Genomic DNA, 22448 nt, shown 5'->3' on the forward strand with positions numbered 1-22448 from the left:
AGACAGCGGACTATTCAACAATTCCCGTTCTTTCAATACCGCTAACGAACCAGCGCTGAAGGAACATAAACACGATGATCGGCGGTAAAATAATAAGGAAGGCTGCGGCCATTTTGGTGCTCTCCGTAATCGGATTAACGATGGTTCGCGTATTACCGAGTAAGGACGGATTCAGCACATCCTCCAGCATATCTAGGCGAATCGACAGCGGCGTGAAACCTTTGGTAAGAAACATCGATGGCTCATAATACATGTTCCAGTACCAAATAAATGAGAAGAGAAACACGACTAAGCACGCTGACCTTGCAAGAGGCAGCATAATTCCGAAAAACAGCCTCGCTGTAGAAGCTCCGTCCAGCTTCGCTGCCTCCTCCAAGCTTGGCGGCTGCGCTTTGAAAAACTGCCGGAAAATGAGAATAAATAATGCTCCCTTAAGGCCTTGCCCGAATATAGCCGGTATGAGAAACACAAAAATCGAATTCAACAAGCCGAGCTTGCTGAATATAACGTAAAGCGGAATGATGATAACCTGCGGCGGAATCAAGAAGGTCAATATGATTAGCGCCGTAAAAAGTCCCTTGAATGGCAGCTCCAGCCTAGCAAGCGCGTAGCCGGTCATCGCACAAATAATGACCTGTACGAGCGAGCATGTCACCGATATAAGGGCAGTGTTTCTGAGCGCTTCTGGGTATTGCAGACCTTTCAGCGCTTTCGTCACATTTTCCCAGGTAATCTCACGCGGAATCCACTTTACCGTCGGATCAAGGAGATCACTCATGTTCTTAAACATCGTGCTGACCATATAAAGAATCGGCTGTAAATAAAGATAAGCGACAATCGAGAGCAGCAAATAAATGATGAGCTTCGCCAGCAATCCGTCAGACAAGCTTCGTCCGAGCACCAGCATTTTCGTTTTCTGGGCTTTGCGGCCCCAAAGAACTCCCCTTACGCTGCGGCTAACCTTCTCGAACTCAGACTTCATCGCAGTAATCATGAATGTACCCTCCTTGTCTTGAGGCTCCGGTTAAACAGCCATAATACGAGGGCGATCAGCGCGAAGATGAGTCCAAAATAAATCCAAGCGAGCGCACTGGCGTAGCCGTAACCGGTATCGACCTTAAACATGTTGTCTTTGATATGCTTCAGCACAGGATTAAGCGGGAATGTGAACAGGTCGATAATCGTGTAGAGCACATTCAAGCTGATGAATGGCACACAGGCTGGCAGCGTTATTTTCCAGAAGCTGTCCCAAGGGGAGGCGCCATCGATCCGCACAGCCTCATAAATCGTTGGTGAAATCGTCTGGAAACCCGCAATAAAGATAAGTATCTGTACACCGGAATACCATAAAATTAGAATCGCTTTGCCCAAAACAGCCATTACTGTCTCTGCAAATTGCTTGCCAACATATTCCTCAACTATCGGAAGCAAATTGTATTGCTCCAGGAATGGAATATCTCCAGCTCCTTGCAAGAACAGCTCTGAGAGCACTTGCCCTGTTGCAAAAATAACTGGAAGAAAAAACAACGCACGGAAAATAAATCGTCCAGGAAATTTCTGATTCAGCATTAATGAGATCAGCAGGGCAAAAATAACGATGATCGGAACCATCAGCAGCATTTCTTGGAAATAAGTGATAAGTTCAATTGGGAAAATGTTATCCTTCAAAAAAGCATCCCGAAAATTGCGCAATCCGACCCATTCATATTTAAATCCTCCGACCGCTACTTGCACCTTGTTAAAGGACATAAATAACGACCAGCTAATCGGGATAATGACGAACATCGCAAACCCAATAATCCATGGCAGCATGAACAGCAGTCCCATTCCGTAGCGCTTCCAGAGATGAAGGCGCGCTGCACGGACTCTAGCTTTTGCTTGCATTAGGCGCCCACTCCCTTCTCTACGACGAACGTCTTGCTGTTATAATCGACGATTACCCGCGTGCCGTCCTCATAAACGGTAGCAAACCGATTTTCAGACAGCTTTTCGTGATTTTTAATCGTTTGGGAATACAAACCTGCTAGGGAATCAAAAGCCTCGTATTCCTTTAAAATGCGGTCTGTCCACTTCTCATATTGACTGCTGAATAAGAAACTCGCAGCCGTGTACTTGAGCTTCCGTGAATCCTCATGTGTGAGGAAGAAAGAAGGAACAGCTCCGTATTCAATGGCTTTTAAAAACTCAGTTTCTACATCATTACGAAGATTGCCATCTCCAAACGAATACGATACATAACCATGAAGCACGATGGGATAAAAAGGAACCGTCTCGTCGACCATGAAATCATAGCTGGATTCATGCGGCAAATTAGCAATAAAATCGCTTTGACCAACTGCGTAGTCATTCCCGCGATATACGCCAGCCGTGCCAAGCGTCTTCTGCGTGTATTCGAGTAAGCCATCGTATACAGCAATCGTGTCCGAACGAGTTTCTATGCCTGACGGATCATAGTCATGGAACACCATTTCACCCATCCAGTTGTACAAAATGCCGGATATGCCAATCTCTTTCAGCTTCTCAATCGTTTGATAGGCCATGGCAACGGTGCGTGACGGCTTGCTGATAAACCATCCCTCATCAACAAATACCGTTTCATCAATGCCGCGAATACCGTTCGTTTTGCCAGATAAATCGGAATTGTCCGAATCGATCCAGACAAAATCATCCTCGAACATGACGTCAATGCCATGCTTTGTCATATTGGAGACAAAAGCCTTGGCAGCCGTCTCGCCGCCTAGCGACTCCTCAATTGGAAACCGGTCATAAAGGTCATAATCGCCTTGATTTTGCCAGCCGTAATAAATGACCTTCAGATTAGCGACACCCTTCTCCAGCAGCCCATTTACGATATTCGTTGCCTGCGGAAAGGTCGTTGCCGTAATATATTTGATTTTGCTGAAGGCTTCCGTATAGTTGCCCCCCATAATTTTCAAATACAGAGGGGTGTGTTCAACAGGCTTTAACGGCTCGTTCAGCTTACCGGTTTCCGTCATATAATCTCGATAAGCCTTCGCCATTCCGACATAACCAGCGTCATCTCCATTAAGAAAGCGATATTCAACCTCTCTATCCGTATCCAATCGCTGTTTCTGTACCGCTTTAAGCGGTGCGGCAAGCCGGCTCATTCTGTACAAATATTCCTCGCGGTAAATCTGATTGGAAAATACGTTATACATATTGGATTTAAGACCTGGCGGCATCGCAGCAATATTCGCCGAATCACCGCCCTCCGTAAGCACCGCCATAAAGGCATTGCTGCCTCGTTTCATGCCGAACACCGGGTAAGCAATATTCTCACGTCTCTCACCTGAACGCGTCCAATTTCCGGTATTGGTTAGTTCAAGGCCGTATACCTGATGGATATAACCTCTAGACACGCCAGCCCGCTCGCTGTCAAATCGGATCAAGCCGCCTGGTCCATCTGGAACAAAAATATATCCATCCTCCTCTGAGGAAGCCGCGCCAAAGTAGGGAAGCAAGTCTACCGTAAAGACGGCATATTCTCCGTCCTCCTTAATTCCCTCCGTTGGAATCCGTACCTTAAGCCCCTTTGCAGTAAGCTCGTATTGGATCGTAAAGCCCAGCTGTTTTTCCGGGAAAACATAGGAAACCTGAAGTCCCTCTGCCGTTTTGATCAGCGTTGTTTGCACTTTCGGATCATTCGCATTCAGCACTTCCCTGATCGTCTGATCCTTCCCTTGTGTCCTGACATAAGTGAGAACAAAAGGCGATTTCAAGTTGGCGAGCAGCACACCTTTAACCGTTTCGCTGCTTAGCTGAGCTTCTGAAGGATTGCTGCTCCACCTGTATCCAGTTCGTTTATCAACCAAAGCAATCTGTGTGCTTGCGGGCTGAATATAAAGCGCGAAGTTCTCGCTTGCTAGTGCTTCTGCGAAACCATCAGCTCCCGCTTGCGGTTTCCAAGCCTCGCCTTCATAGAGAGGAGCCTTGCTCACTACTCTCTCCTTAATCCCTGTGTAGGCAAGCGCCTGTGCCGGCGAGAGCTCATCTCCTTGCAGGATAACAACCAAAATGATAATAAGTAATGCGCAAACTGCGATTGCTGCAAGCTTTACTCGAAGGGAAGTACGCTTGATGAACTCAACCATAGAAGGTCACCTCCTTGTAAAGCTGATAGAAGAAATCGTATAAATTGTAGGACAATCCGAAGACGAGAAAAGCAAACAGCCAAATCGTGCCAATGGTAAAAATCGTGATGGCGATATTTTTGAGCGTCTCCACAAAATCGAAATTGTGAATGACCTGCGTCATAACGATCAGCATGACACCCATCCATAGGAACATAACCGTGTTTAATGAGTCCACGATCACTCGCTCATCAAGCGTCACGATATTGGACAGCAGTAATGTTGGAATGGAAAAGAACAGATACGGAGCAAGCGCATAGGTGCTGCCTTGAATGACCTCTCTGAATTTCCCTTCCCCGTCCTTCACGCTGCATACGAGATAGTTCGCGATGATCCACGTTACCCAAGGAACTACGAATAATCCCAGACTTCCAAATAGATTGACCTGCGAGAGCTCCACGGGATGGAACAAAAACCCGGTATAATAAATCGTTAAGATCTTCACCGCTACAACAGAAACTAAAATAAAAATAATAATCCAAGGCGCAACTCTAGCTTCCTTCAGCTTGTAAAAGCCATGATAAGGATGAAGCATGACGTACCAAAGGTTGCGCAAATCGCCAAGCGGGCGCTGCCATGATTCAGGCAAAGGGCGGCGCTGAAGCTGCTTTTTTAGTAGCAATCGGCTATACCTAAGCAAGAGAAACAAAGCTGCCAAGCCTAAAATGATCCATATGAAATGCTGCTGCAAAAACTCTAGTCGGATTTGCCAGAACGCTTTAGAGTAGCCCTTTGTATCAAACGCTGTTTTCAAGAACGACAGCGCATCCTCGTTGTTATTCTCATGCAGATACACCTTGCCGAGTCCTTGAAAAGTACCGTTGTACATATCATTGCGGGCATAAACGCGATCCCAATAAGGCTTGCTCTCTTCATATTTTCCTTCCAAATAGAGCCCTAACGCATTCATAACGTCGCTTCCGAATTCCGTGCGAACAAATTTGTGAATCGTACCTGTTCGGCTGTCAGAAATCCAGACACCGAATTTGGAATCTACGCCAATGCTCGTCGGAAATCCAAGAACACCATATTGCTGTGTTGCGTTATCAATGAACCCGAAAGCAAACAATGCTTCGCCATTTTGGTCATAAATATTAATGTTGGCCGATTCCATATCAATGTTGTATAAGAACCCTTTTGAATCGCTTGCAACATCAACGATGCCATGGCCGTTCACGAGCGTCTTATTCTTAAAGGCATCGACACCGCCCGCATTTAGCTTGCGAATAGCGCCCTGCCCGAATCCCGCTGCCGTTGCTGTAAAGATAAATCCATCTTTATCAATGGCAACATTGGAGATTGGCCGGGGGAGGCTTGCCGTCTCTTTGTCCAACTGCTCCTTGTTGAGAACGAGCTTCTTCAGCCAGTTGAGTACCGTTTGCTGCGCTTTATTGGCACCAAAGAACCCCATGAATTCCCCTTTATCATTCATGCGCAGCAAGCCCTGATAGGAGGAATTCAAGCTGACATACATAACGCCGCGCCGATCAACGACAAGCTTTACGGGAACAAAATGCTCCTGCTCCAGAAAAGTGGATGCGGGCTTCTTGTACTCTCGGTCGAACGTACCGTCGGCACGAAAGACAGCAATGCGCTGATTGCCCGAATCGGCTACATAAACGACCCCTTCCGGCGTAACGAATAAGCCTTCTGGCGCACTGAGCATGCCGGCTCCCTCTTCTTCGCCAATCGTCTGCAGCAGCGCTCCGTCATTATCAAGCACAATAACTCGGTTTGCTCCTTTGTCAGCCACATAAACCTTATCGTCTGCGCCCACCTGCAGATCGATCGGCTCTACAAAGCGAATTCCCTTTGTTTCAGCTGGTGAATAAACCGGCTGTATACGCAGCCAAGTCGATTGATTGCTGTCATAGTAGGCCGTTCGATAGGGAAGCTCCGCGTGTATCGCTTCTGGTGCGACAAGCATGGAGGTCGCCGCAAGAAGCAGGAATATTAGAAATCTCTTCATCGTCACGACTTCCTTTGCTGGTTTGAATTACTTAATTCCGGAATGGACCATCGTCTCAAGCACTCTTCGCTGGAAAAGCAAGAAGATAATTAGGTTCGGTACAAACATGAGCAAGCCGGCAGCTGCGGCCATGTTTTGTCCCGATACGCTGTTTTGCAGTCCGCTAAGCAGACTATTGACATAGAAGGCTAACGTTCTCATCGTTTCCTCTTGCATGAATAAGGTTGACGTCTCCACATCGCCCCACACGCCTTGGAATGTGAAGATGGATATGGTCGCAATGGCGGGAACGGAGAGCGGAAGCACCATTTTGGTAAAAATACCGAAGTGGCTGGCCCCGTCGATCTTAGCAGCTTCCAGCAGTTCTCCCGGAATTTGCGAAATAAAGCCAACCAGCATGAATACGGCGATCGGAGAAGCTAATGCCGGAAGAATATGTCCGAAATACGTATTGTTGATGCCGATTCCGCTGATGATCAAGTACCTCGGAATCCCAACGGTCTCGGGTGCAAACATCAACGATAAAGTAATAAGAGACAAAATCAGCTGCTTGAAATGAAACTGGTATTTCGCAAGCACATAACCTGCCATAGTGCTGACGATGATGACCGTAAACAACGTAAGTCCCGCTACAATTAAACTGTTGAACAAATAACGGGTAAACGGAACCGTCGCGTTTGATGCATGCAATATAAGCGATTCAAAATTGCGCAGCGTTGGGTTTTGCACCAAAAATCGCGGCGGAAAAAGAAAGAGCTCATTTTGCGGCTTGAAGGCATGGTTCAAAATAAACACGATCGGCAGCGACATGAATGCGGCCAGCGCGGTAAAAACAGTGACAAGGATGATCTGAAACGGCGTCACTCTGCGAAGTTTTCGAATCATGGTTTTACAGCTCCTCCTTTGATCCGAACAGCCGATAAGCAAATCTCATTGCAAAATAACTGATGATCAGCAGCATGACTGAGACAGAAGATGCATAACCGAGCTCGAAACGGATAAAAGCGTAATCGTCAATATGATTAATAATCAAATGCCCTGAATAAGAAGGAGTAATCGCCATCCCCGTCAACTGGGTGGATATGCCTCCCGCCTTCAGCGTTCCTACGATCGACATGACCGCGCTGAACAGCATTTGCGGCTTCATCGACGGAATTGTAATGTAGAAAACCTCCTGCAGGCGGCTGGAAATCCCGTCTATGCGGCCAGCCTCGTACAGCTCACGATTTACCGTCTGAAGACCAGCCAGCATAGCGAGAAAACCAACGCTGAAGCTAACCCAGAGCGATACGATGATCATAATATTTAGCAAATATTTAGGGTCCTGCAGCCAAATCGTCGGACTATCGATCCAGCCCATCTTAAGCAAAAAATTGTTAAAATAACCGACGCGGTCACCGCTGAACGTCGCAATCCAAACGACGGATAACGCGACGCCGCCAGCCATAGACGGTGCATAAAACGCAAGCGTGTAGTAGTCACGAATGCGAATCGGCAGCTGATGAATGAGCCAAGCGAACAGGAAAGCTAAAACATAACCTCCCGGCCCTACGATTAACGCGAACAAAAACGTATTCGGAATTGCTTTTGTTAGAAAAATAATGTCCTGTGTGAACAAGCTGATGTAATTTCGTACCCCGATAAAATGAAGCGAACCAAAGCCGTCATAGGATGTAAATCCAAGTGTCGCTGCCATAACAACCGGAATGACGATAAACATTAGGAAGCAAATGAGAAACGGCGCAAGAAACAGATAACAAAAAGCATCACGTCTCATTTCCCGCCAAAAGCGATTCCATTTCACACGCAAAGCGGATTTCTGCTTCGGCTTAGCTATACTGGGAGAAAGCTGCGTATTCATTTCTGCGGTTCCTCCCATTCGTAAGGTTGTTTAATTTGCGGAATTTTCAAATCCTCATTAGCCGATATGCCAAAGTCATTTTGTCTGCGATTCATTTCCCGCTGCAAGGACAGCTGAGCAGCCTCAAGCGATTCCTGCGCTGGTATGCCTTCGAGAACCGTCCGATTCCACGCAAACTCCATCTCTCTGTTCAAGAAATAATAACCCGGTACATAAGGCATGTTTTTCGCCCAGCGCGCCTGCTCTTGAAGCGCCTTCAGGTCATCGCTCGGCCAAGTGAGCGACTTCATCGCATTGACATTCGCCGTATTCCATCTGAACTCAATGCCATAAAAGGACTCGACGTCTTTGGCGTATTGCGATTGCACCTCCTCCGAGGTCCACCACTCTAGAAACTTCCAAGCATCGTCTTTCCGTTCACTTTTCTTCATGATCATCGCGGCAGATATAGCCTGCGGCGACCATCTTGCTACCTCGCCGTTCTCTTGCTCGATGCCCGGCAGCGGTGCGATTTTCCAGTGTCCGGTTATTTCCGGAGCAGCAACGAGCAGCTGCACATAAGTGTTAAAATCGGCCACACCTATAGGAATATCTCCATCGCGGAAATGCTGGAAAAATGCTGGAATGTCAATCGGCAGATTGTATTTCTTGTAGAGCTCTGTCCAGCGCTTGAATGCCTGCTGGCCGGCATCGCTCGAGAGCGCACCCTTCAAACCGTCTTGCGAATACACCTCTGCACCATTTTGGAAGAAAAGTGTAGTGAAATCGCTTTTCGGATAATTCATCGTCATTCCGTTTTCCTGAAGCGTTGGTAAAATGTCGAACACTTCATTCCATGTATCCGGAACCTTCAGGTTCAGGCCTTCTAGAATGTCGGTTCTGTAGAACATCATCTGGAAGTTCTGCACCTCTGGCAGTCCATAAATTTTTCCGTCGTAGCTAAGCGAACGGCTGACTCCGGGAATAAATCGCTCAAGCACATCCTTGAAGCCTGGAAAGTCGGACAGCTCCGCGGCCGCATCCCGCATTGCGAAGTCAGCTGGCGTAGACTCCCCAACGCCAAGCGCAATATCAGGCACGTCTCCTGCTGCATTTCCAAGTATGAGCATGTTCGGGTTGGTCATCAGATTGATATTGACTTCAATTCCCGTCCGAGGCGTGAAATCATTATCAACCATCTCACGCAGCAGCTCGACGTAATCCCGACCGCGCTGTACCCAAATGGTCAGTGCTTCCTTCTTGTTATGCTTGCGCGTGTCGTAGTCCAAATAGAAGGAGCGGCCAAAATCAGCAATTGAGTAAGGCACTCTTGAAAGCGTCGTAGGCACTTTCAGATCCGTCACCGTATTTGGCGTCCGAACGACGATATAATCCATGAGCAACGGCTGCTGAGTCAGCGTTGCCATCCACGTCCCAATATTGTTCTGAATCGTCGAGAAATCATTGATTTTATTCGGTATTTCGTTCACATCCACCAGCATCTTCTCGAGTATCGCTACGGAACCTTTGATCGCCTCAGATAAGTCAGAATCCTTTTTATTGAGACCATTGATATAATTCCGAATATTCGTTAACTGAGCGACAAATTCCGTCATCTTCTGTTCCACATCTGGATCAAGCTTCTTCATATTCCACGTTCGCGTTGAATCGATGTTGGCGTCAAAAGCCGATTTGCTATAGTTACCTGTAAGCAATCGTATATGACGGTCAAATATTGCAAGCTGATCCAGCGTCTCCTTCAAAGCCAGATAAACGGGCTGAACGAGTGAGGAATCAGCGGTCATGCGCAGGACATGTGCGCCCTTCTCTAAATAAAAGAGGAAAGGTTTCCCTTCTGCATCAGCAAGCGTGCCAATGTCGAATTCCTTCTTCGTCGGAATACCGTAATGAAGCAGCTCCTGAAACGGTGTTTTCCCATCAATCGAGATGGTGCGATATGCCTCAAAGCCATTTCGATAGTTTTGAAATGTTTTCAGGTCGATTTCATACCAGCCGGACTCTGGCACAGAAAGCTCCCATTCCACCCACTCGCCCGGCAATCGCCAGCGCTGACCGCCTAAGACGTTATAAGTAATTCTCCCTTTCGGGTCAGGTGAAATATAAGGCTCTGACCAAAAATCGGTCTGAATCGCGAGGCTTGATTTTCGCTGAAACTGCTCCGCTTCGATCATGCTGAACCAGCTCTGCTTCTCCTCTTCCGGCGGATGCAAGTTTTTGTAATACTCGTAAGCTGGAATTTCTTCCTTTGGCTTGAATGCTATTTCTCGGAGCGCGACGGACTCTCTCACCCCAACCAACCGCAGCTTATGCTGGCCTTGTTTCAACTGGTAGAGTACTGGCTCGGATGAAGCAGAAAATATCGTTGCCGCTTTTGCGCTCCAACCGGTAAGCTCGGTTTGCGGAGGACGAATTTGCTGTCCGATCTCGTTGTGATCATATGGAAATTTGGAATCCTTCCAAAGTCGCTCCAGTTCAATGCGTTCCGACTCCGTAAACGGATATCGGCCATCAATTTGAACGCCGCGTACGACGGAGGCGTTGCCGCCTTCTAAAGGCTTGTAATCAAAATGAAGCTCATACCAGCCGCCCTTCGGCACGTCGAACGTCCATTCCACCCAGCCCTTTTCGTTTTCCCAATAAAGTGCAGCTTCACCTTGCTCCTTATCAATCCTGACCGCCGATTCTTCAGCAGCAGCTTGATATTCGGTTGGTGAAATCAGAATGGACGGAAGACTCTCGTCGGTTTTGGCCGCCTCCGGATATTGGTACATCAGCTTCGCGTATGGCAGCTCCTCTGTTTTGCTCTTATAGGACAGCAGCTGCTCCGTGCTCACCGAGGTTGCATGAAGAACGGGTCTACTAGCCGTAATCCAGCGGATGACTCCGACCACCAGCGCCAGAACCAGAATGAGACGAAGAGCGATGCCCAGCATCCTCATTCTCCTCATCTGTCTTCTCCTCCAGCTGCCAAAGATACGCCGGTTTCCTCATCAAAGAAATGAACCTTGCTCATGTTGAAATTAGCGACAAGCTTCTCCTCTTTGTGATAAACGATCTCTGGCTCCGTTCTGCCAATGAGAGTCTTCTCTCCTACCTTCACGTACACGTACGAATCGGCTCCCGTTACTTCCGTCATCTCTACTACGCATCGAAAGAAATCATCCTCCTCCGCATTTGCTTCTTCCCGCTTCAGCCACACATGCTCTGGGCGAATGCCCATCACACAGTTGCGAAGCGATCCGCTTTTTACCGCAAAATGCGCATAATGACGTTCTGGAACGAGCAGCTTTATTCGCTTATTAACGAAATAATAAAGACCATCCTCCAAGACTAGGCTCCCCTCCATAAAATTCATTTGAGGCGAGCCGATAAATCCGGCGACAAACAAATTCGTCGGTTCATCATAAAGCTGGCGAGGCGGGGCAACCTGCTGAATAACGCCATCCTTCATAACGACAATCCGCGTTCCCATCGTCATCGCTTCGACTTGATCATGCGTCACATAGACCATCGTCCGCTTGAGGTCGCTCTGTAGCTTAATAATCTCCGCCCTTGTTTGAGCACGCAGCTTCGCATCGAGATTCGACAGCGGTTCATCCATGAGGAACACTTGCGGCTCCCTTGCTATCGCTCGGCCAAGTGCGACACGCTGTTTCTGACCGCCTGACAGCTGGCTTGGCTTGCGCTCCAGCAGATGCGATATTTCCAAAATTTTCGCCACACGGTTGACCCTTAGCTCGATATCGTGCTTTGCCGTCTTGCGAAGCTTGAGTCCTAGCGCGATATTTTCGTAAACGGTTAAATTTGGATATAGGGCGTAGTTCTGAAATACCATCGCAATATCTCTGTCCTTGGGCGAGACATAATTTACGAACTTCTCATCGATGTACAAATCTCCTTCGGTGATTTCCTCTAGGCCAGCCAGCATCCGGAGCGTTGTTGATTTGCCGCAGCCGGAAGGACCGACGAGCACCAGGAATTCCCCCTCCTCAATGGAAAGGTGGAAATCGTTGACCGCCGGACGCGACTCCCCTTTATAGTGCTTATATACATGGCTAAACGTAATGCTTCCCACCCTTGCTCACCTCTCATGACGTATTGTCTTCCTCTTGCTACTTTTAATGTTAACGCATACATTCGCCGGCAAATATGAGGTGATATTTTCTTTTGTTGTCAAAAATTAGCCTCTATCAGCTAAAAATCACTATTTTCCCTCCAATCTTAGAAAGCGCTTTCTATAATGGAAACAAATCCATAATCAGCCTCTTCAGCTGCCAATAAAAAAAGAGGCCGCCTCGCTAGGTTTGCACCTGTTGAGTCGGCCTTTTCCATTTGTACTTATTCAGCTGTTTACCGATGGTCTGCCCAAGAATACTTAGGGCTCCAATCCAGCGTATCCTTCGCCATTTGATTGCTGACTACGGCTGTCCGCCCAGTTAAAGGCGCGCGCAGATCGATGACTCCCGGATAAAACTGCTGCAGCAAACGCTCGGTTGACCATTCGCTAAGCGTATCGTTGCTCGTAATATTGAGACATATTGCTCCGCGGTCCTCCACATGAAGCGACGCGATACATGCACTGACTGCATCTCGTATATCAATATAGCTCCATAAAATATGTTTAAAGGACTCCGGCTTATCAACCGCAAGATGCTTGTAATCCTCAGGTTTAGTAATCATGGAGAAACGGAGTGAAATGACCTGCATGCCATTCCTTCGATCGAACATCGCAGCTGTCACTTCATTCACTACCTTCGATAGACCGTAGCACTCTTGCGGCTGCTGCGGATGATCCTCGTCCAGCGGCAAATAATCCGGAGCAAATGGCGTCGGTGCCCATGCAAAGCCGTAAGAAGACTCGCTTGAGCCCATAACAACCTTCCGAATACCAAGAATCGAGGCGGCTTCCAAAATATGATACGCTGCAACCGTATTGTTCGCGAAAATATACGGGTACGAATGGCCAAGCGGTGCAGGAATAGCAGCCAAGTGTATGATGGCATCCGCACCGTGAAGCGCTGAAACGACCTGCCCAAAATCATTTAAATCTACTTTAATTTGCTTGCAATGCAGCTGATTTGACCGCTTGTTGTCCAAGGAAACAACCTGATAGCCATCCTGCTGAAGCGCCCCAATGAGCTGTGTCCCGAGCTTGCCGCTCCCGCCAGTTACTGCGATTGTTTTCATAGAAGAAGCACCTCCAATTTCCAACTTTGTATTATGGCCGCACAAGCGTACCGTCAGCCTTTCGATCCAGATGATAAGGATTGTGATATGCGGAGCGATTCCAGTTATCCCCAACGAGCAGCTGCGCCTTTAGCTCATCCAGCTCAATGCCAAGACCCGGCTTGTTCGAAGGGTAAAGATAACCGCCCTTTCTAACGATATGCCCCTCAAAGGCATCAAGCTCTTCCGCTCTAAAATGGTTCACTTCCTGAATGCCGAAATTCCATATCGCCATATCAAGATGTACCGCCGCTGCTTGGTTAACGGGATCATTCTCTCCGCCTTCCTGCCACGCGGTACGCACGCCAAATGCTTCGCACAGCGCTGCTATTTTGCGGCATGGCGTTATGCCCCCAGCTTTCGAGACGCGAACGCGAATGAAATCGATCAGCCTCTCCTTGACTAGCTCCGTCCACTCCTGCGGATTCACGAACAGCTCGCCAACCGCCTGCGGCGTTGCGCTCTGCTGACGAAGATGGCGATACCAGCCAATTTGCTCCGGCGCGAGCGCATCTTCAAGAAAGAACAAACCATAGGGCTCAACCCGCTTCGCCAGCTGAATCGCATTGATAGGCGACAGATGCTCATGTACATCATGCGTAAACTGGATACCCATGCCAAACGCTGACCGCAATTGCTCGAACATGTTCGGAATGGCATTCAAATAAGCCTGCTCGTCAAACACCGGACCTTTTGTCCAAGCACGCTCGGGCAGGTTCGCTTTGTCAGCATTAATGAAGCCGCCTCCCCCATACCCGCCCATCTGCACGCGGATGACGGTATAGCCCTTCTCCATAAAACGCTGCACATCCTCTTTGAGCTCGGAAATATCCGATCCCCCTGCATGTCCATAACAAGGAACAGCCGCGCGGCTTGCTCCGCCGAGCAATTGATAGACCGGCAATCCCGCTTCCTTCCCTTTTATATCCCATAATGCCATATCAATACCGCCGATTGCCGTATGCAAAATAGCTCCGTTTCTCCAATAGCCGCTCATATACATCGTCTGCCACAAATCTTCTATGTTAGCGGCATCTTTGCCGATCAGAAGCGGCGCCAGCAACTGCTCAATAACTTGTACAACGGCTTCCGGATTGTAGACATCCGAAGCCGAGCCGAGTCCATAAAGCCCGTCTTGATCGGTCATCACCTTTACGATCGTCCAAGTTCCGTTCTTACGCGTTCGAATACATTTGATTCCCGTTATTTTCGCCATGCCCTCACCTTTCCTTTCCGTGTCTCGTTTAGTTTAAGTCAATCACACGGCATTCCACATGAGGCATTTTTAAACTTTCTGTCCTATTGTTAGCCTCTTTCCTAATCCTATGATGCTTATTGCCTTAGTAGTTACAATATAAAAAAAGAGAGCATCCAATATATGGGATACTCTCTTTTTAACTGTTTAAAATTAGACTTTCTCTAATTGCTCAAGTACAAACTGCTTGAACGCTTCTACCTCGTTAAAAATTCGCTCCGGCAGGACCCGGTAATCTTTATCCTGCACGACAGCCATCCACTGGGCAGCAAAGGTACGTATTCCAGCTTCTTGACCTGCCATCATATCATCGTTGCTGTCGCCGACAAAAATAGTTTCTTCCTTTGCCCAGCCAAGCTCGTTCAATATAAGATGGATCCCTTCCGCTGATGGCTTGCGCTTCTCCACATCATCGCCCGTTACAATCTTGTCGAAGCTAATCTCCCAGCCCAGCTTGTCCAGCGAAATATCGAGCGTACGCCGCGATTTGCCTGTGAACATGGCAATTCCAATGCCTGATTGCCGCAATGAGACTAGCAAATCAGCAATTTCCGTATTTCGCTCTACGAGCTCCTCATGACGCTGCTCATATTCAGCTACATATTCGGTTATGGCTGCTTCCACTTGCTCGCGATTGCTTAGATGCTGTTCAATAATTTGAAGCTCCGTCGGCCCTGCCAATGCGTACATATCCTCAATCAACACTTGCCTGCCATCATATCTCTGGAATACACCTGAAATCACTTGATACATCACCGGCCAAGTATCAGCAAGTGTACCATCAAAGTCAAAAATAATATGTTTAATGTTGTTCAAAACAATCTCTCCTCTCCTACTATCCCTCTCTATTATAATCATGAAAAAAGCGATCCCGCTAGGGGAGCGCCTTTTCATTTAAAGCTGTGATTGTTTACTGATGACTAGTCGGATGATTTACGGTTAATGGGATTTCATTATTGAAGAGACGTGCAATATCGCCAGTCAACCGCAAATAGAAATCAGAGGATACGGCTACGCCATCCGCATCGAGCGTAAGGAAATATTGATTGTTCGGAATCATCGAGCTGTTCTCGGCGGCTTTGGCAATCGCTGTCGCCTCGTCATATTCATCAAACATCGCAATATAACCTGTATTGATGCCTAAACTTTTTAAATTGTAAGCCTGTCGCCACATGAAATCGCCATGCAGACGAGGAATTTCGTTGACGGGACCGTTTTTCATGTTTTTCCATGCAAAACCCGGCCAAATCACGGGCTGATATACGATGCCATTCTGCTGAGTAAATGCGAAATCCGGCGCCCATTGATTCGTCTTGTAATGATCAGCGCCCGCTAGCTGGCTGAACCGACCGACAAACCAAGGCGATAGCATATCAAGCGATTTGTACACATCGAGGAAACCAGGCTTCGAATCGTTATCCCCATTGCGCCAATGGGTAGGAACGCCGCCGATCACATAATAGCCTTGGTTTTTGAACCAAGCGATTAAGTCTGCGGATTCCGCTGCTGTTCCTGGCCGATCGGTAAAACCGATCCCCCAAATACAGATGACCAGCTTACCGTCCTGCTTAGCATAGGCAGTCGATGAGGTTAAATTCATCGTGCCAACAACATTGTTGGTAAAATCATTTTTGACCGCATTGACCCACTGGCTTGGATTGAGATCCGTAATATCATACATCACATAAAATTTGCGGTTATAGGTTTCTGCAGCATTTTTCACCTTCACAGCTACGCTGTCGCGGTTCTGATTCCAATTATTCGGCGCATAGTTTGCATCCGCCCCGAACCTTTGCAGCGCTGCGCCGCTAATGTTGTACGTCTGCATCCATTCAAAATGCTTGTTCACCGTTTCTTGATCATAAGAGGAGAACAGCTTGGCTGGCTGACCGTTGCCTAAATTGCCTAAGTTCGTTTGATACAGCTTCGTATACTCTCTTAAATCCGGATACATCTCGAAGTTTACGTTGGAGTTCGCTGTCAGATTATTATTGTTTTTGGACCAATGTGTCCAGTTATTTAGAGGTGATCCGTCACCCCCAGCGGTAAACCAGCCCTGGTAGCCCGCAAACACCTTTCCGACTACATCGCCGCCAATTGCGGCAGCAGCAAATTTGAACCAATTGATATTAAACAGATTACCTGCTCCTCCAGTAAATTTTAAATATAGATTATGGACTCCGCTTATTGTGTTAATGGAACAATTTTTGGTTGTCCATGACTGCCAGCCGCCCGTAGTCGTTACCGCGCAGGTACCTGCCAGCGTGCCATTCAAGCTGTCCAGTCTAATTTCAACATTGCCGCCGCTTGTTTGGCTTGCCACCCGCAGCGCAACCGATGAGGCTCCGCTCCCGAAGTTCACATTGTTAAACACAAGGTAATCCCCGTTGTCCACATAGGCGACATTTTGACCGCCTTCACTGGAGTTTTCCAATTGTGTGCCAAATTGACTGTTAAAGGCGGAAGCTACCGTTTGAACAAAAGCCGATTTCGAGCCTGGCGCAGCTGTTGGAGCAGGTGTAGCTGTTGGAACTGTCGTCGCACTCGGTGAAGGCGTTGGCGTTGCCACAACGGTCGGTCCATACACCTCAAGCTCCGATATTTGTCCGCCAGTTGCTCCAGTATTAGCCGTCACATTTATTTTGACATAACGCGCATTGGTGCTTGTAAAGTTGATGGTGACCGCATTTGTACCGGATTGATAAGTATAGGCCGTAGAAGCAACAATGGTGTTGTAGTTTGTATCATCGCTGCTAGTCTGCACAGATAAGGTTTGGGTACGGTCACCCCAAGCAAGCGGCAGCTTAAGAACCACTTGATTGACGGCTTGGCTGCTGCCCAAATCGACCCTAATCCAGTTCGGATAGCTGCTTGCTGCACCCTCCCAATAGCTGGCTTGATTGCCATCCGTTGCGTTTGAAGCTACATAGTTCTGAGTATGGTTGCTTTCCGTTACACTTTTGTTCAGCGCCAAATTTCCAGCTGCCGATACCATGGATGGTGAAAACGAGAGCTGCGTTGAAATAAGAACCAGAACAAGCAATAGGATGACGTAAACCTGTCTTCTTCCTTTAACCAACATAAATTCCCTCCTCAAAAAATGGATGATACCGCGATGCTCCAATCCCTATTTATTCGATCCTACCACCTCCTTCACCGCTTCTGGGGTATCAAAAAAAGCCTGGTCCCCCGGGGGACCAGGCTCGCGTTTTAAGGCTGCTGGTTGTAAATGCGATACAAGAGAACTGCCGTTTCGCAGCGGCTTCTTTTATACTCATCCAATGTATCCGCTTTCAATCGTAGTTAAAGGAGAAGCCTTCCTCTTCATAAGGTCGGCTTCTCATTCGTCACACTTTATTTTTTCTTCGCAAGAAACTCATCAATTTGTCTTTGAGTTTCAGCGATGATGACATCAAGTCCATTTTTCTTTTGCGTTTCGATATAAGCAGCAACCGCTTTCTCAACATCCTTCACCACGCCAAACTCTATCGGTCTGTTCAGCTCATCGTTTGCTGTATCACGTTTTGCAATCTCGTTTTTCATATTGTCTTCAGCGATAAATAGGCCGTCGATAGGTGAGTTGACGTTATTAGGCTTGCTTGCAAATTCAGCTTCCTTCAGCCAGAAATCCGTTCCATATGTCATCGTCGGACGCATGAATTGCGGCTTCCAGAATGCCCATTGTCCGCCCCACTCCATATAGTTGCTCGTCGTTGTTTCCATGCCTTCCGGATATTCAGCCGTTTCCCCGTTCAATACATAGGTTTTGCCTTCAATACCGTATTGCACAAGGTCATACAACGTTTTGTCGGTTTCCATCATATCCAAGAAACGAAGCACTCGTTCTGGATTTTTGGAGTTGCGGTTAATGGCAACGACATTGGCAAGAGCCGTACGGTTAACGAATCTTTTGTCAGGATAAAGCTCTGCCGATTCCATCTTGAATGACGGATCAGAGAAACCAGGATTAGCACTTACCCATTCATGAGATGTTACAGTGAATAGCTTCTTGCCATTTCTCCACTCTGCTGCTTCGTCTGACTTATCAATCATCGCATCACGATTAATCAAATTATCGTCATACCAAACTTTAGCCAGCTTTGCAGCCTCTAGGTAGAATGGTTGCTGCTCAACTGCTTTAATCGTAATTTTGTCATCGCTTAAATAGAAGCCAAGACCGTGGAAGTTAAGATCTACCCACTCATCACGAATCATAATGAGGGATACCGGCGGCGTCCGGGAAATTCTTTCGTTCGGGTACGCTTTTTTCAATTCACGCAGCAATCTGTCGACATCCTCAATCGTTTTGATTGAGCCTGCTGGAATATCAAGTCCCGCTTTCTCGACAAGATCAGAGCGCCAGCCAGTAAATTTACGCTCATTCATTTTCATCGTCCATGGAAGACCTACGATATTGCCGTTTACCGTTGCAGCAGCAAGTGTACCCTGCTCCTCATATTTCTTATGCAAGTTAGGAGCAAATTCCGGCAGCAGATCGTTTAATGCCATGTATGAACCTTTTGCAGCCATCTGCTTGTACGAAAGCCAGTCGCCGTCAAAGTTCATATCCCAGTTGTCGCCGGATGCGGCCATAACGAGCATCTTTTCTTTGAAGTCGCCAAACGGAATGAAGTTAATATCGAACTTCACGTTAAGACCTTTCGCTTTCACATATTCGCTAACCTTGGACCAAACCTCATCCGTAGCCGCTTTTTTATCACCGCCAAAATAAAACTTCAGCGTAACTTCATCCTCTTGCTTCACTTCTTCGGTTCCGCCAGTTGGCGCATTAGTCGCCTTCCCATTATTGCTTGGCGTATTGCTGTTGCTTGAGCTGCATGCTGCTAGAATAACGCTTAGCAGCATAATGACAGCAATAAATAGCGGCATTTTTGTTATGCTTTTCTGCATCTGAACCTCTCCCCTTAGCTTATGTTTTATATACTACACGGCTGTAGCCGAGATAGTCATCCTTTTACTGCGCCCACCATCAAACCTTTGACAAAAAAACGTTGAACGAATGGATACAAGAAAATGATAGGGCCAATGGTAACGACCGTAAGCGCCATCTTGATCGATTCCGAAGGAATTTGCGCTGATATTCGCTGCATAGCGGATGCATTGCTCGAGCTCTTCAGAAATTCCACGTTGGAGATGAGCGTTCGCAGCAGCAGCTGCAGCGGTTGGAGCTCTTGCTTATCGACAAACATGAGACCTAGAAACCAATCGTTCCAGTAGCTCAATGCTACGAATAAACCGACGGTTGCAAGTACAGGCAAGGAAAGCGGTGCAATGAGGCGATAAAAGATTTTAAAGTCGCCCGCACCGTCCATTTTGGCCGATTCATTCATATCCTCGGGTATGGATAACATAAAGTTGCGAATGAGGAACATGTTGAATGCATTAGCGAGCATCGGTAAAATAAGCGCCCATAGTGTATCTTTTAGATCCAAATATCTCACGCAAATGATGTACCAAGGTACTAATCCGCCATTAAACAGCATTGTAATAATGACGTAGATAGACAAAATGTTTCTATACTTGAATGACCGTCTCGCCATTACGTATGCGCCCATGCTCGTTACGAGCAAGGATAGAATTGTTCCTGCCACCGTAACGAGAAGACTTACGCCATACGCATCAATAATGCGATTAGAGCCTAGAAATAATATGCGATAAGAATCGAAAGTAATGCTCTTTGGCCATAGCGTGTATCCATAATCCATAATGTCCTTCTCCGTGCTTAATGAACCTGAAATGACCATAATGAATGGAAACAAGCAGGACAGACTGAACAAGGAGATCGCTATAATGATAATAAATTGTGAAATTGAAAATCTCTTCAGATGCATGCAGATGATCCTCCCTTGATGTGAATGGACGTTTTTAGAAAATAGCCGAGTCTTTGTCTATTTTGCGTGCCGCGTAATTGCTGCCGATGATGAGCACGAATGCGATGAACGACTGGAGGAAGCCCGCCGCAGATGCCATGCCGATATCCCCTGATTTGCGCAAGCTGCGATAAACAAACGTATCAATAACGTCAGTTGTAGGAAATAAGAGAGAAGCATCGCCGACCATTGCGTAAAACATTCCAAAATCGGCGTTCATGATTCTGCCAACAGCCAGCAAGGTTAGGATAATGATCGTTGGCCGCAGCATCGGAATGCTGATAAAACGGATTTGCTGCCATCTTGTCGCACCGTCGATGGACGCTGCTTCATAATACGAATTGTCGATGGACGTTAACGCCGCCAAATAAATGATTGTGCCGTATCCGGTAACCTTCCAGCGAACCGCTATCGTTAGAATGAGCGGCCATAAGCCGGCTTCGCTGTAGAAATCAATCGGCTGCAAGCCTATCGTCTCCAGCACACGATTAATCGCTCCACTCTCAAAGTTCATTAAGTTGTAAGCGAACACTCCAACTACGATCCACGAAATAAAGAAAGGAAGAAAGGTTAGCGACTGCGTAACTCTTTTAAAATATTTGTTTCTAATCTCATTGAGCAGCAAGGCAAATCCTACTTCAAAAATGAGCCCGACTGTAATAAACAATGCGTTTAACAGTATCGTGTTTCTCATCGCCCGAAAAGCGGTCGGAGAAGAGAACAAATAATCAAAGTTATTCAGCAGCGGGTGCATCCAATCGCTTCCGAAAATTCCTTTAGCAAAGTCAAAGTCTTTGAAGGCGATGACTAGACCTGCAAGCGGCAAGTAGTTAAAGAGAAAAAGGAGCGTCGCGACGGGCAGGAACATGAGCAGCAGCGTTCGATTTCTGAGTAATTCCCGAATGACTCCATTAGATTTCATAATCGATTTCCCTTCCATTGATGTGATACTTTTATTCTAAGGGAGCCCGCCTGGGCTTACTATGAGCCAATCTTATACTTTGTGGTTTAAGATTATCCTCCTATGCATAAAGCTCCTCTTCCCCGTCTCCCAGACGTCAGCTCTGTTTTATTCGCGTATAGATGTGCTTATAGACAAAAAACCAAGGCTTGTATCGCGCTGTAAGAAAACATGCGTGCTTACAACTTCACTTCCGCCTCAAGCACACGGAATTTCTAATCAATAAGCACATATTTGCGCTTACAGACAACAAACTAACCCTTTTCTTAAGCTTTAAGAACACATACGTGCTTACAGCTTCATTTCAACCTCGATCAGACGCCTCATCTACCTCAATAAGCGCATATTTGCGCTTACAGACAACAAACTGAGGCTTTTCTCGAGCTGTAAGAACACTTCCGTGCTTACAGCTTCATTTCAACCTCAACCAGATGGCTTCTCTACTCTTTAAGCGCATATATGCGCTTAAAGACAACAAACTGAGGCTATTCTCGTGCTGTAAGAACACATATGTGCTTACAGCTCCATTTCCACCTCAACCAGACGGCTTTTCTACTCAATAAGCGCACATATGCGCTTACAGACAACAAACTAAGGCTATTTTCTCGCTGTAAGAACACATACGTGCTTACAACTCCATTTCCACCTCAACCAGATGGCTTCTCTACAGTTTAAGCCCATATATTTTTACAGCTTCATTTCAACCTTGATCAGACGCCTCATTTACTCAATAAGCGCATATTTGCGCTTACCGACAACAAACCAAGGCTTTTCTCGAGCTGTAAGAACACATACGTGCTTACTGCTCCATTTCCACCTCGATCAGACGCCTCATTTAATCAATAAGCGCATATTTGCGCTTACCGACAACAAACCAAGGCTTTTCTCGAGCTGTAAGAACACATACGTGCTTACTGCTCCATTTCCACTTCAATCAGACGGCTTTTCTACTCAATAAGCGCACATATGCGCTTACTGACAACAAACTAAGGCTATTCTCTCGCTGTAAGAACACATGTGTGCTTACAGCTCCATTTCTACCTCAACCAGACGGCTTTTCTACTCAATAAGCGCACATATGCGCTTACAGACAACAAACTAAGGCTATTCTCTCGCTGTAAGAACACATGTGTG

Annotated in this window: 15 protein-coding genes; all 15 read right to left on the reverse strand. The window is 47.0% G+C overall.

Annotated elements, in window-relative coordinates:
* Positions 1-10 precede the first annotated feature (10 nt).
* Positions 11-994 (reverse strand): carbohydrate ABC transporter permease, encoded by a 984-nt coding sequence (locus ACIFSR_RS31825; RefSeq protein ID WP_076269452.1) that lies wholly within the window; start codon positions 992-994, stop codon positions 11-13.
* A complete protein-coding gene (locus tag ACIFSR_RS31830; RefSeq protein ID WP_076269451.1) occupies positions 991-1884 on the reverse strand; it encodes a carbohydrate ABC transporter permease in 894 nt (297 codons plus the stop codon). Before ACIFSR_RS31830 ends, ACIFSR_RS31825 begins: the two co-directional genes overlap by 4 nt.
* Entirely contained in the window at positions 1884-4112 is a 2229-nt protein-coding gene (locus ACIFSR_RS31835) for a DUF5696 domain-containing protein (protein ID WP_430063103.1), read from the reverse strand. Before ACIFSR_RS31835 ends, ACIFSR_RS31830 begins: the two co-directional genes overlap by 1 nt.
* A complete protein-coding gene (locus ACIFSR_RS31840; RefSeq protein WP_430063105.1) occupies positions 4105-6120 on the reverse strand; it encodes a YIP1 family protein in 2016 nt (671 codons plus the stop codon). The genes ACIFSR_RS31835 and ACIFSR_RS31840 overlap by 8 nt, the downstream gene beginning before the upstream one ends.
* Positions 6121-6147: 27 nt before the next feature.
* Complete coding sequence (locus tag ACIFSR_RS31845) at positions 6148-7005, reverse strand: carbohydrate ABC transporter permease (RefSeq protein WP_054027383.1); 858 nt, start codon at positions 7003-7005, stop codon at positions 6148-6150.
* 4 nt (positions 7006-7009) lie between these two features.
* The gene (locus tag ACIFSR_RS31850; RefSeq protein WP_339208034.1) at positions 7010-7981 is read right to left on the reverse strand and encodes a carbohydrate ABC transporter permease; all 972 of its coding nucleotides are present in this window, start codon (positions 7979-7981) and stop codon (positions 7010-7012) included.
* On the reverse strand, positions 7978-10929 hold the full coding sequence (locus ACIFSR_RS31855; RefSeq protein ID WP_430063108.1) for an extracellular solute-binding protein: 2952 nt from the start codon (positions 10927-10929) through the stop codon (positions 7978-7980). Before ACIFSR_RS31855 ends, ACIFSR_RS31850 begins: the two co-directional genes overlap by 4 nt.
* Positions 10926-12056, reverse strand: coding sequence for an ABC transporter ATP-binding protein (locus tag ACIFSR_RS31860; protein ID WP_430063111.1), 1131 nt, complete (start codon positions 12054-12056; stop codon positions 10926-10928). The genes ACIFSR_RS31855 and ACIFSR_RS31860 overlap by 4 nt, the downstream gene beginning before the upstream one ends.
* A gap of 275 nt (positions 12057-12331) precedes the next feature.
* Positions 12332-13168: an NAD-dependent epimerase/dehydratase family protein gene (locus ACIFSR_RS31865; RefSeq protein ID WP_430063114.1), complete on the reverse strand. Its 837-nt coding sequence runs from the start codon at positions 13166-13168 to the stop codon at positions 12332-12334.
* A gap of 31 nt (positions 13169-13199) precedes the next feature.
* On the reverse strand, positions 13200-14423 hold the full coding sequence (locus tag ACIFSR_RS31870; protein WP_430063117.1) for an enolase C-terminal domain-like protein: 1224 nt from the start codon (positions 14421-14423) through the stop codon (positions 13200-13202).
* A gap of 192 nt (positions 14424-14615) precedes the next feature.
* Positions 14616-15278 carry an HAD family hydrolase gene (locus ACIFSR_RS31875; protein WP_430063120.1) on the reverse strand — a complete coding sequence of 221 codons (663 nt, stop codon included), beginning with the start codon at positions 15276-15278 and terminating at the stop codon, positions 14616-14618.
* 94 nt (positions 15279-15372) lie between these two features.
* Positions 15373-17544, reverse strand: a complete 2172-nt coding sequence (locus ACIFSR_RS31880; RefSeq protein ID WP_430063123.1) for a carbohydrate-binding protein — start codon at positions 17542-17544, stop codon at positions 15373-15375.
* 272 nt (positions 17545-17816) lie between these two features.
* The gene (locus tag ACIFSR_RS31885; RefSeq protein WP_076269438.1) at positions 17817-19373 is read right to left on the reverse strand and encodes an extracellular solute-binding protein; all 1557 of its coding nucleotides are present in this window, start codon (positions 19371-19373) and stop codon (positions 17817-17819) included.
* 56 nt (positions 19374-19429) lie between these two features.
* On the reverse strand, positions 19430-20314 hold the full coding sequence (locus tag ACIFSR_RS31890; protein WP_076269437.1) for a carbohydrate ABC transporter permease: 885 nt from the start codon (positions 20312-20314) through the stop codon (positions 19430-19432).
* A gap of 34 nt (positions 20315-20348) precedes the next feature.
* Positions 20349-21275 carry an ABC transporter permease gene (locus ACIFSR_RS31895; protein ID WP_076269604.1) on the reverse strand — a complete coding sequence of 309 codons (927 nt, stop codon included), beginning with the start codon at positions 21273-21275 and terminating at the stop codon, positions 20349-20351.
* Between the last annotated feature and the right edge of the window lie 1173 nt (positions 21276-22448).

The sequence above is a fragment of the Paenibacillus sp. NRS-1760 genome (assembly GCF_050467785.1).
GTDB lineage: Bacteria > Bacillota > Bacilli > Paenibacillales > Paenibacillaceae > Pristimantibacillus.

Coding starts and splice junctions, on each gene's coding strand:
- ACIFSR_RS31825 (WP_076269452.1), bottom strand. CDS start 994: ATGATTACTGCGATGAAGTCTGAGTTCGAGAAGGTTAGCCGCAGCGTA.
- ACIFSR_RS31830 (WP_076269451.1), bottom strand. CDS start 1,884: ATGCAAGCAAAAGCTAGAGTCCGTGCAGCGCGCCTTCATCTCTGGAAG.
- ACIFSR_RS31835 (WP_430063103.1), bottom strand. CDS start 4,112: ATGGTTGAGTTCATCAAGCGTACTTCCCTTCGAGTAAAGCTTGCAGCA.
- ACIFSR_RS31840 (WP_430063105.1), bottom strand. CDS start 6,120: ATGAAGAGATTTCTAATATTCCTGCTTCTTGCGGCGACCTCCATGCTT.
- ACIFSR_RS31845 (WP_054027383.1), bottom strand. CDS start 7,005: ATGATTCGAAAACTTCGCAGAGTGACGCCGTTTCAGATCATCCTTGTC.
- ACIFSR_RS31850 (WP_339208034.1), bottom strand. CDS start 7,981: ATGAATACGCAGCTTTCTCCCAGTATAGCTAAGCCGAAGCAGAAATCC.
- ACIFSR_RS31855 (WP_430063108.1), bottom strand. CDS start 10,929: ATGAGGAGAATGAGGATGCTGGGCATCGCTCTTCGTCTCATTCTGGTT.
- ACIFSR_RS31865 (WP_430063114.1), bottom strand. CDS start 13,168: ATGAAAACAATCGCAGTAACTGGCGGGAGCGGCAAGCTCGGGACACAG.
- ACIFSR_RS31870 (WP_430063117.1), bottom strand. CDS start 14,423: ATGGCGAAAATAACGGGAATCAAATGTATTCGAACGCGTAAGAACGGA.
- ACIFSR_RS31880 (WP_430063123.1), bottom strand. CDS start 17,544: ATGTTGGTTAAAGGAAGAAGACAGGTTTACGTCATCCTATTGCTTGTT.
- ACIFSR_RS31885 (WP_076269438.1), bottom strand. CDS start 19,373: ATGCAGAAAAGCATAACAAAAATGCCGCTATTTATTGCTGTCATTATG.
- ACIFSR_RS31890 (WP_076269437.1), bottom strand. CDS start 20,314: ATGCATCTGAAGAGATTTTCAATTTCACAATTTATTATCATTATAGCG.
- ACIFSR_RS31895 (WP_076269604.1), bottom strand. CDS start 21,275: ATGAAATCTAATGGAGTCATTCGGGAATTACTCAGAAATCGAACGCTG.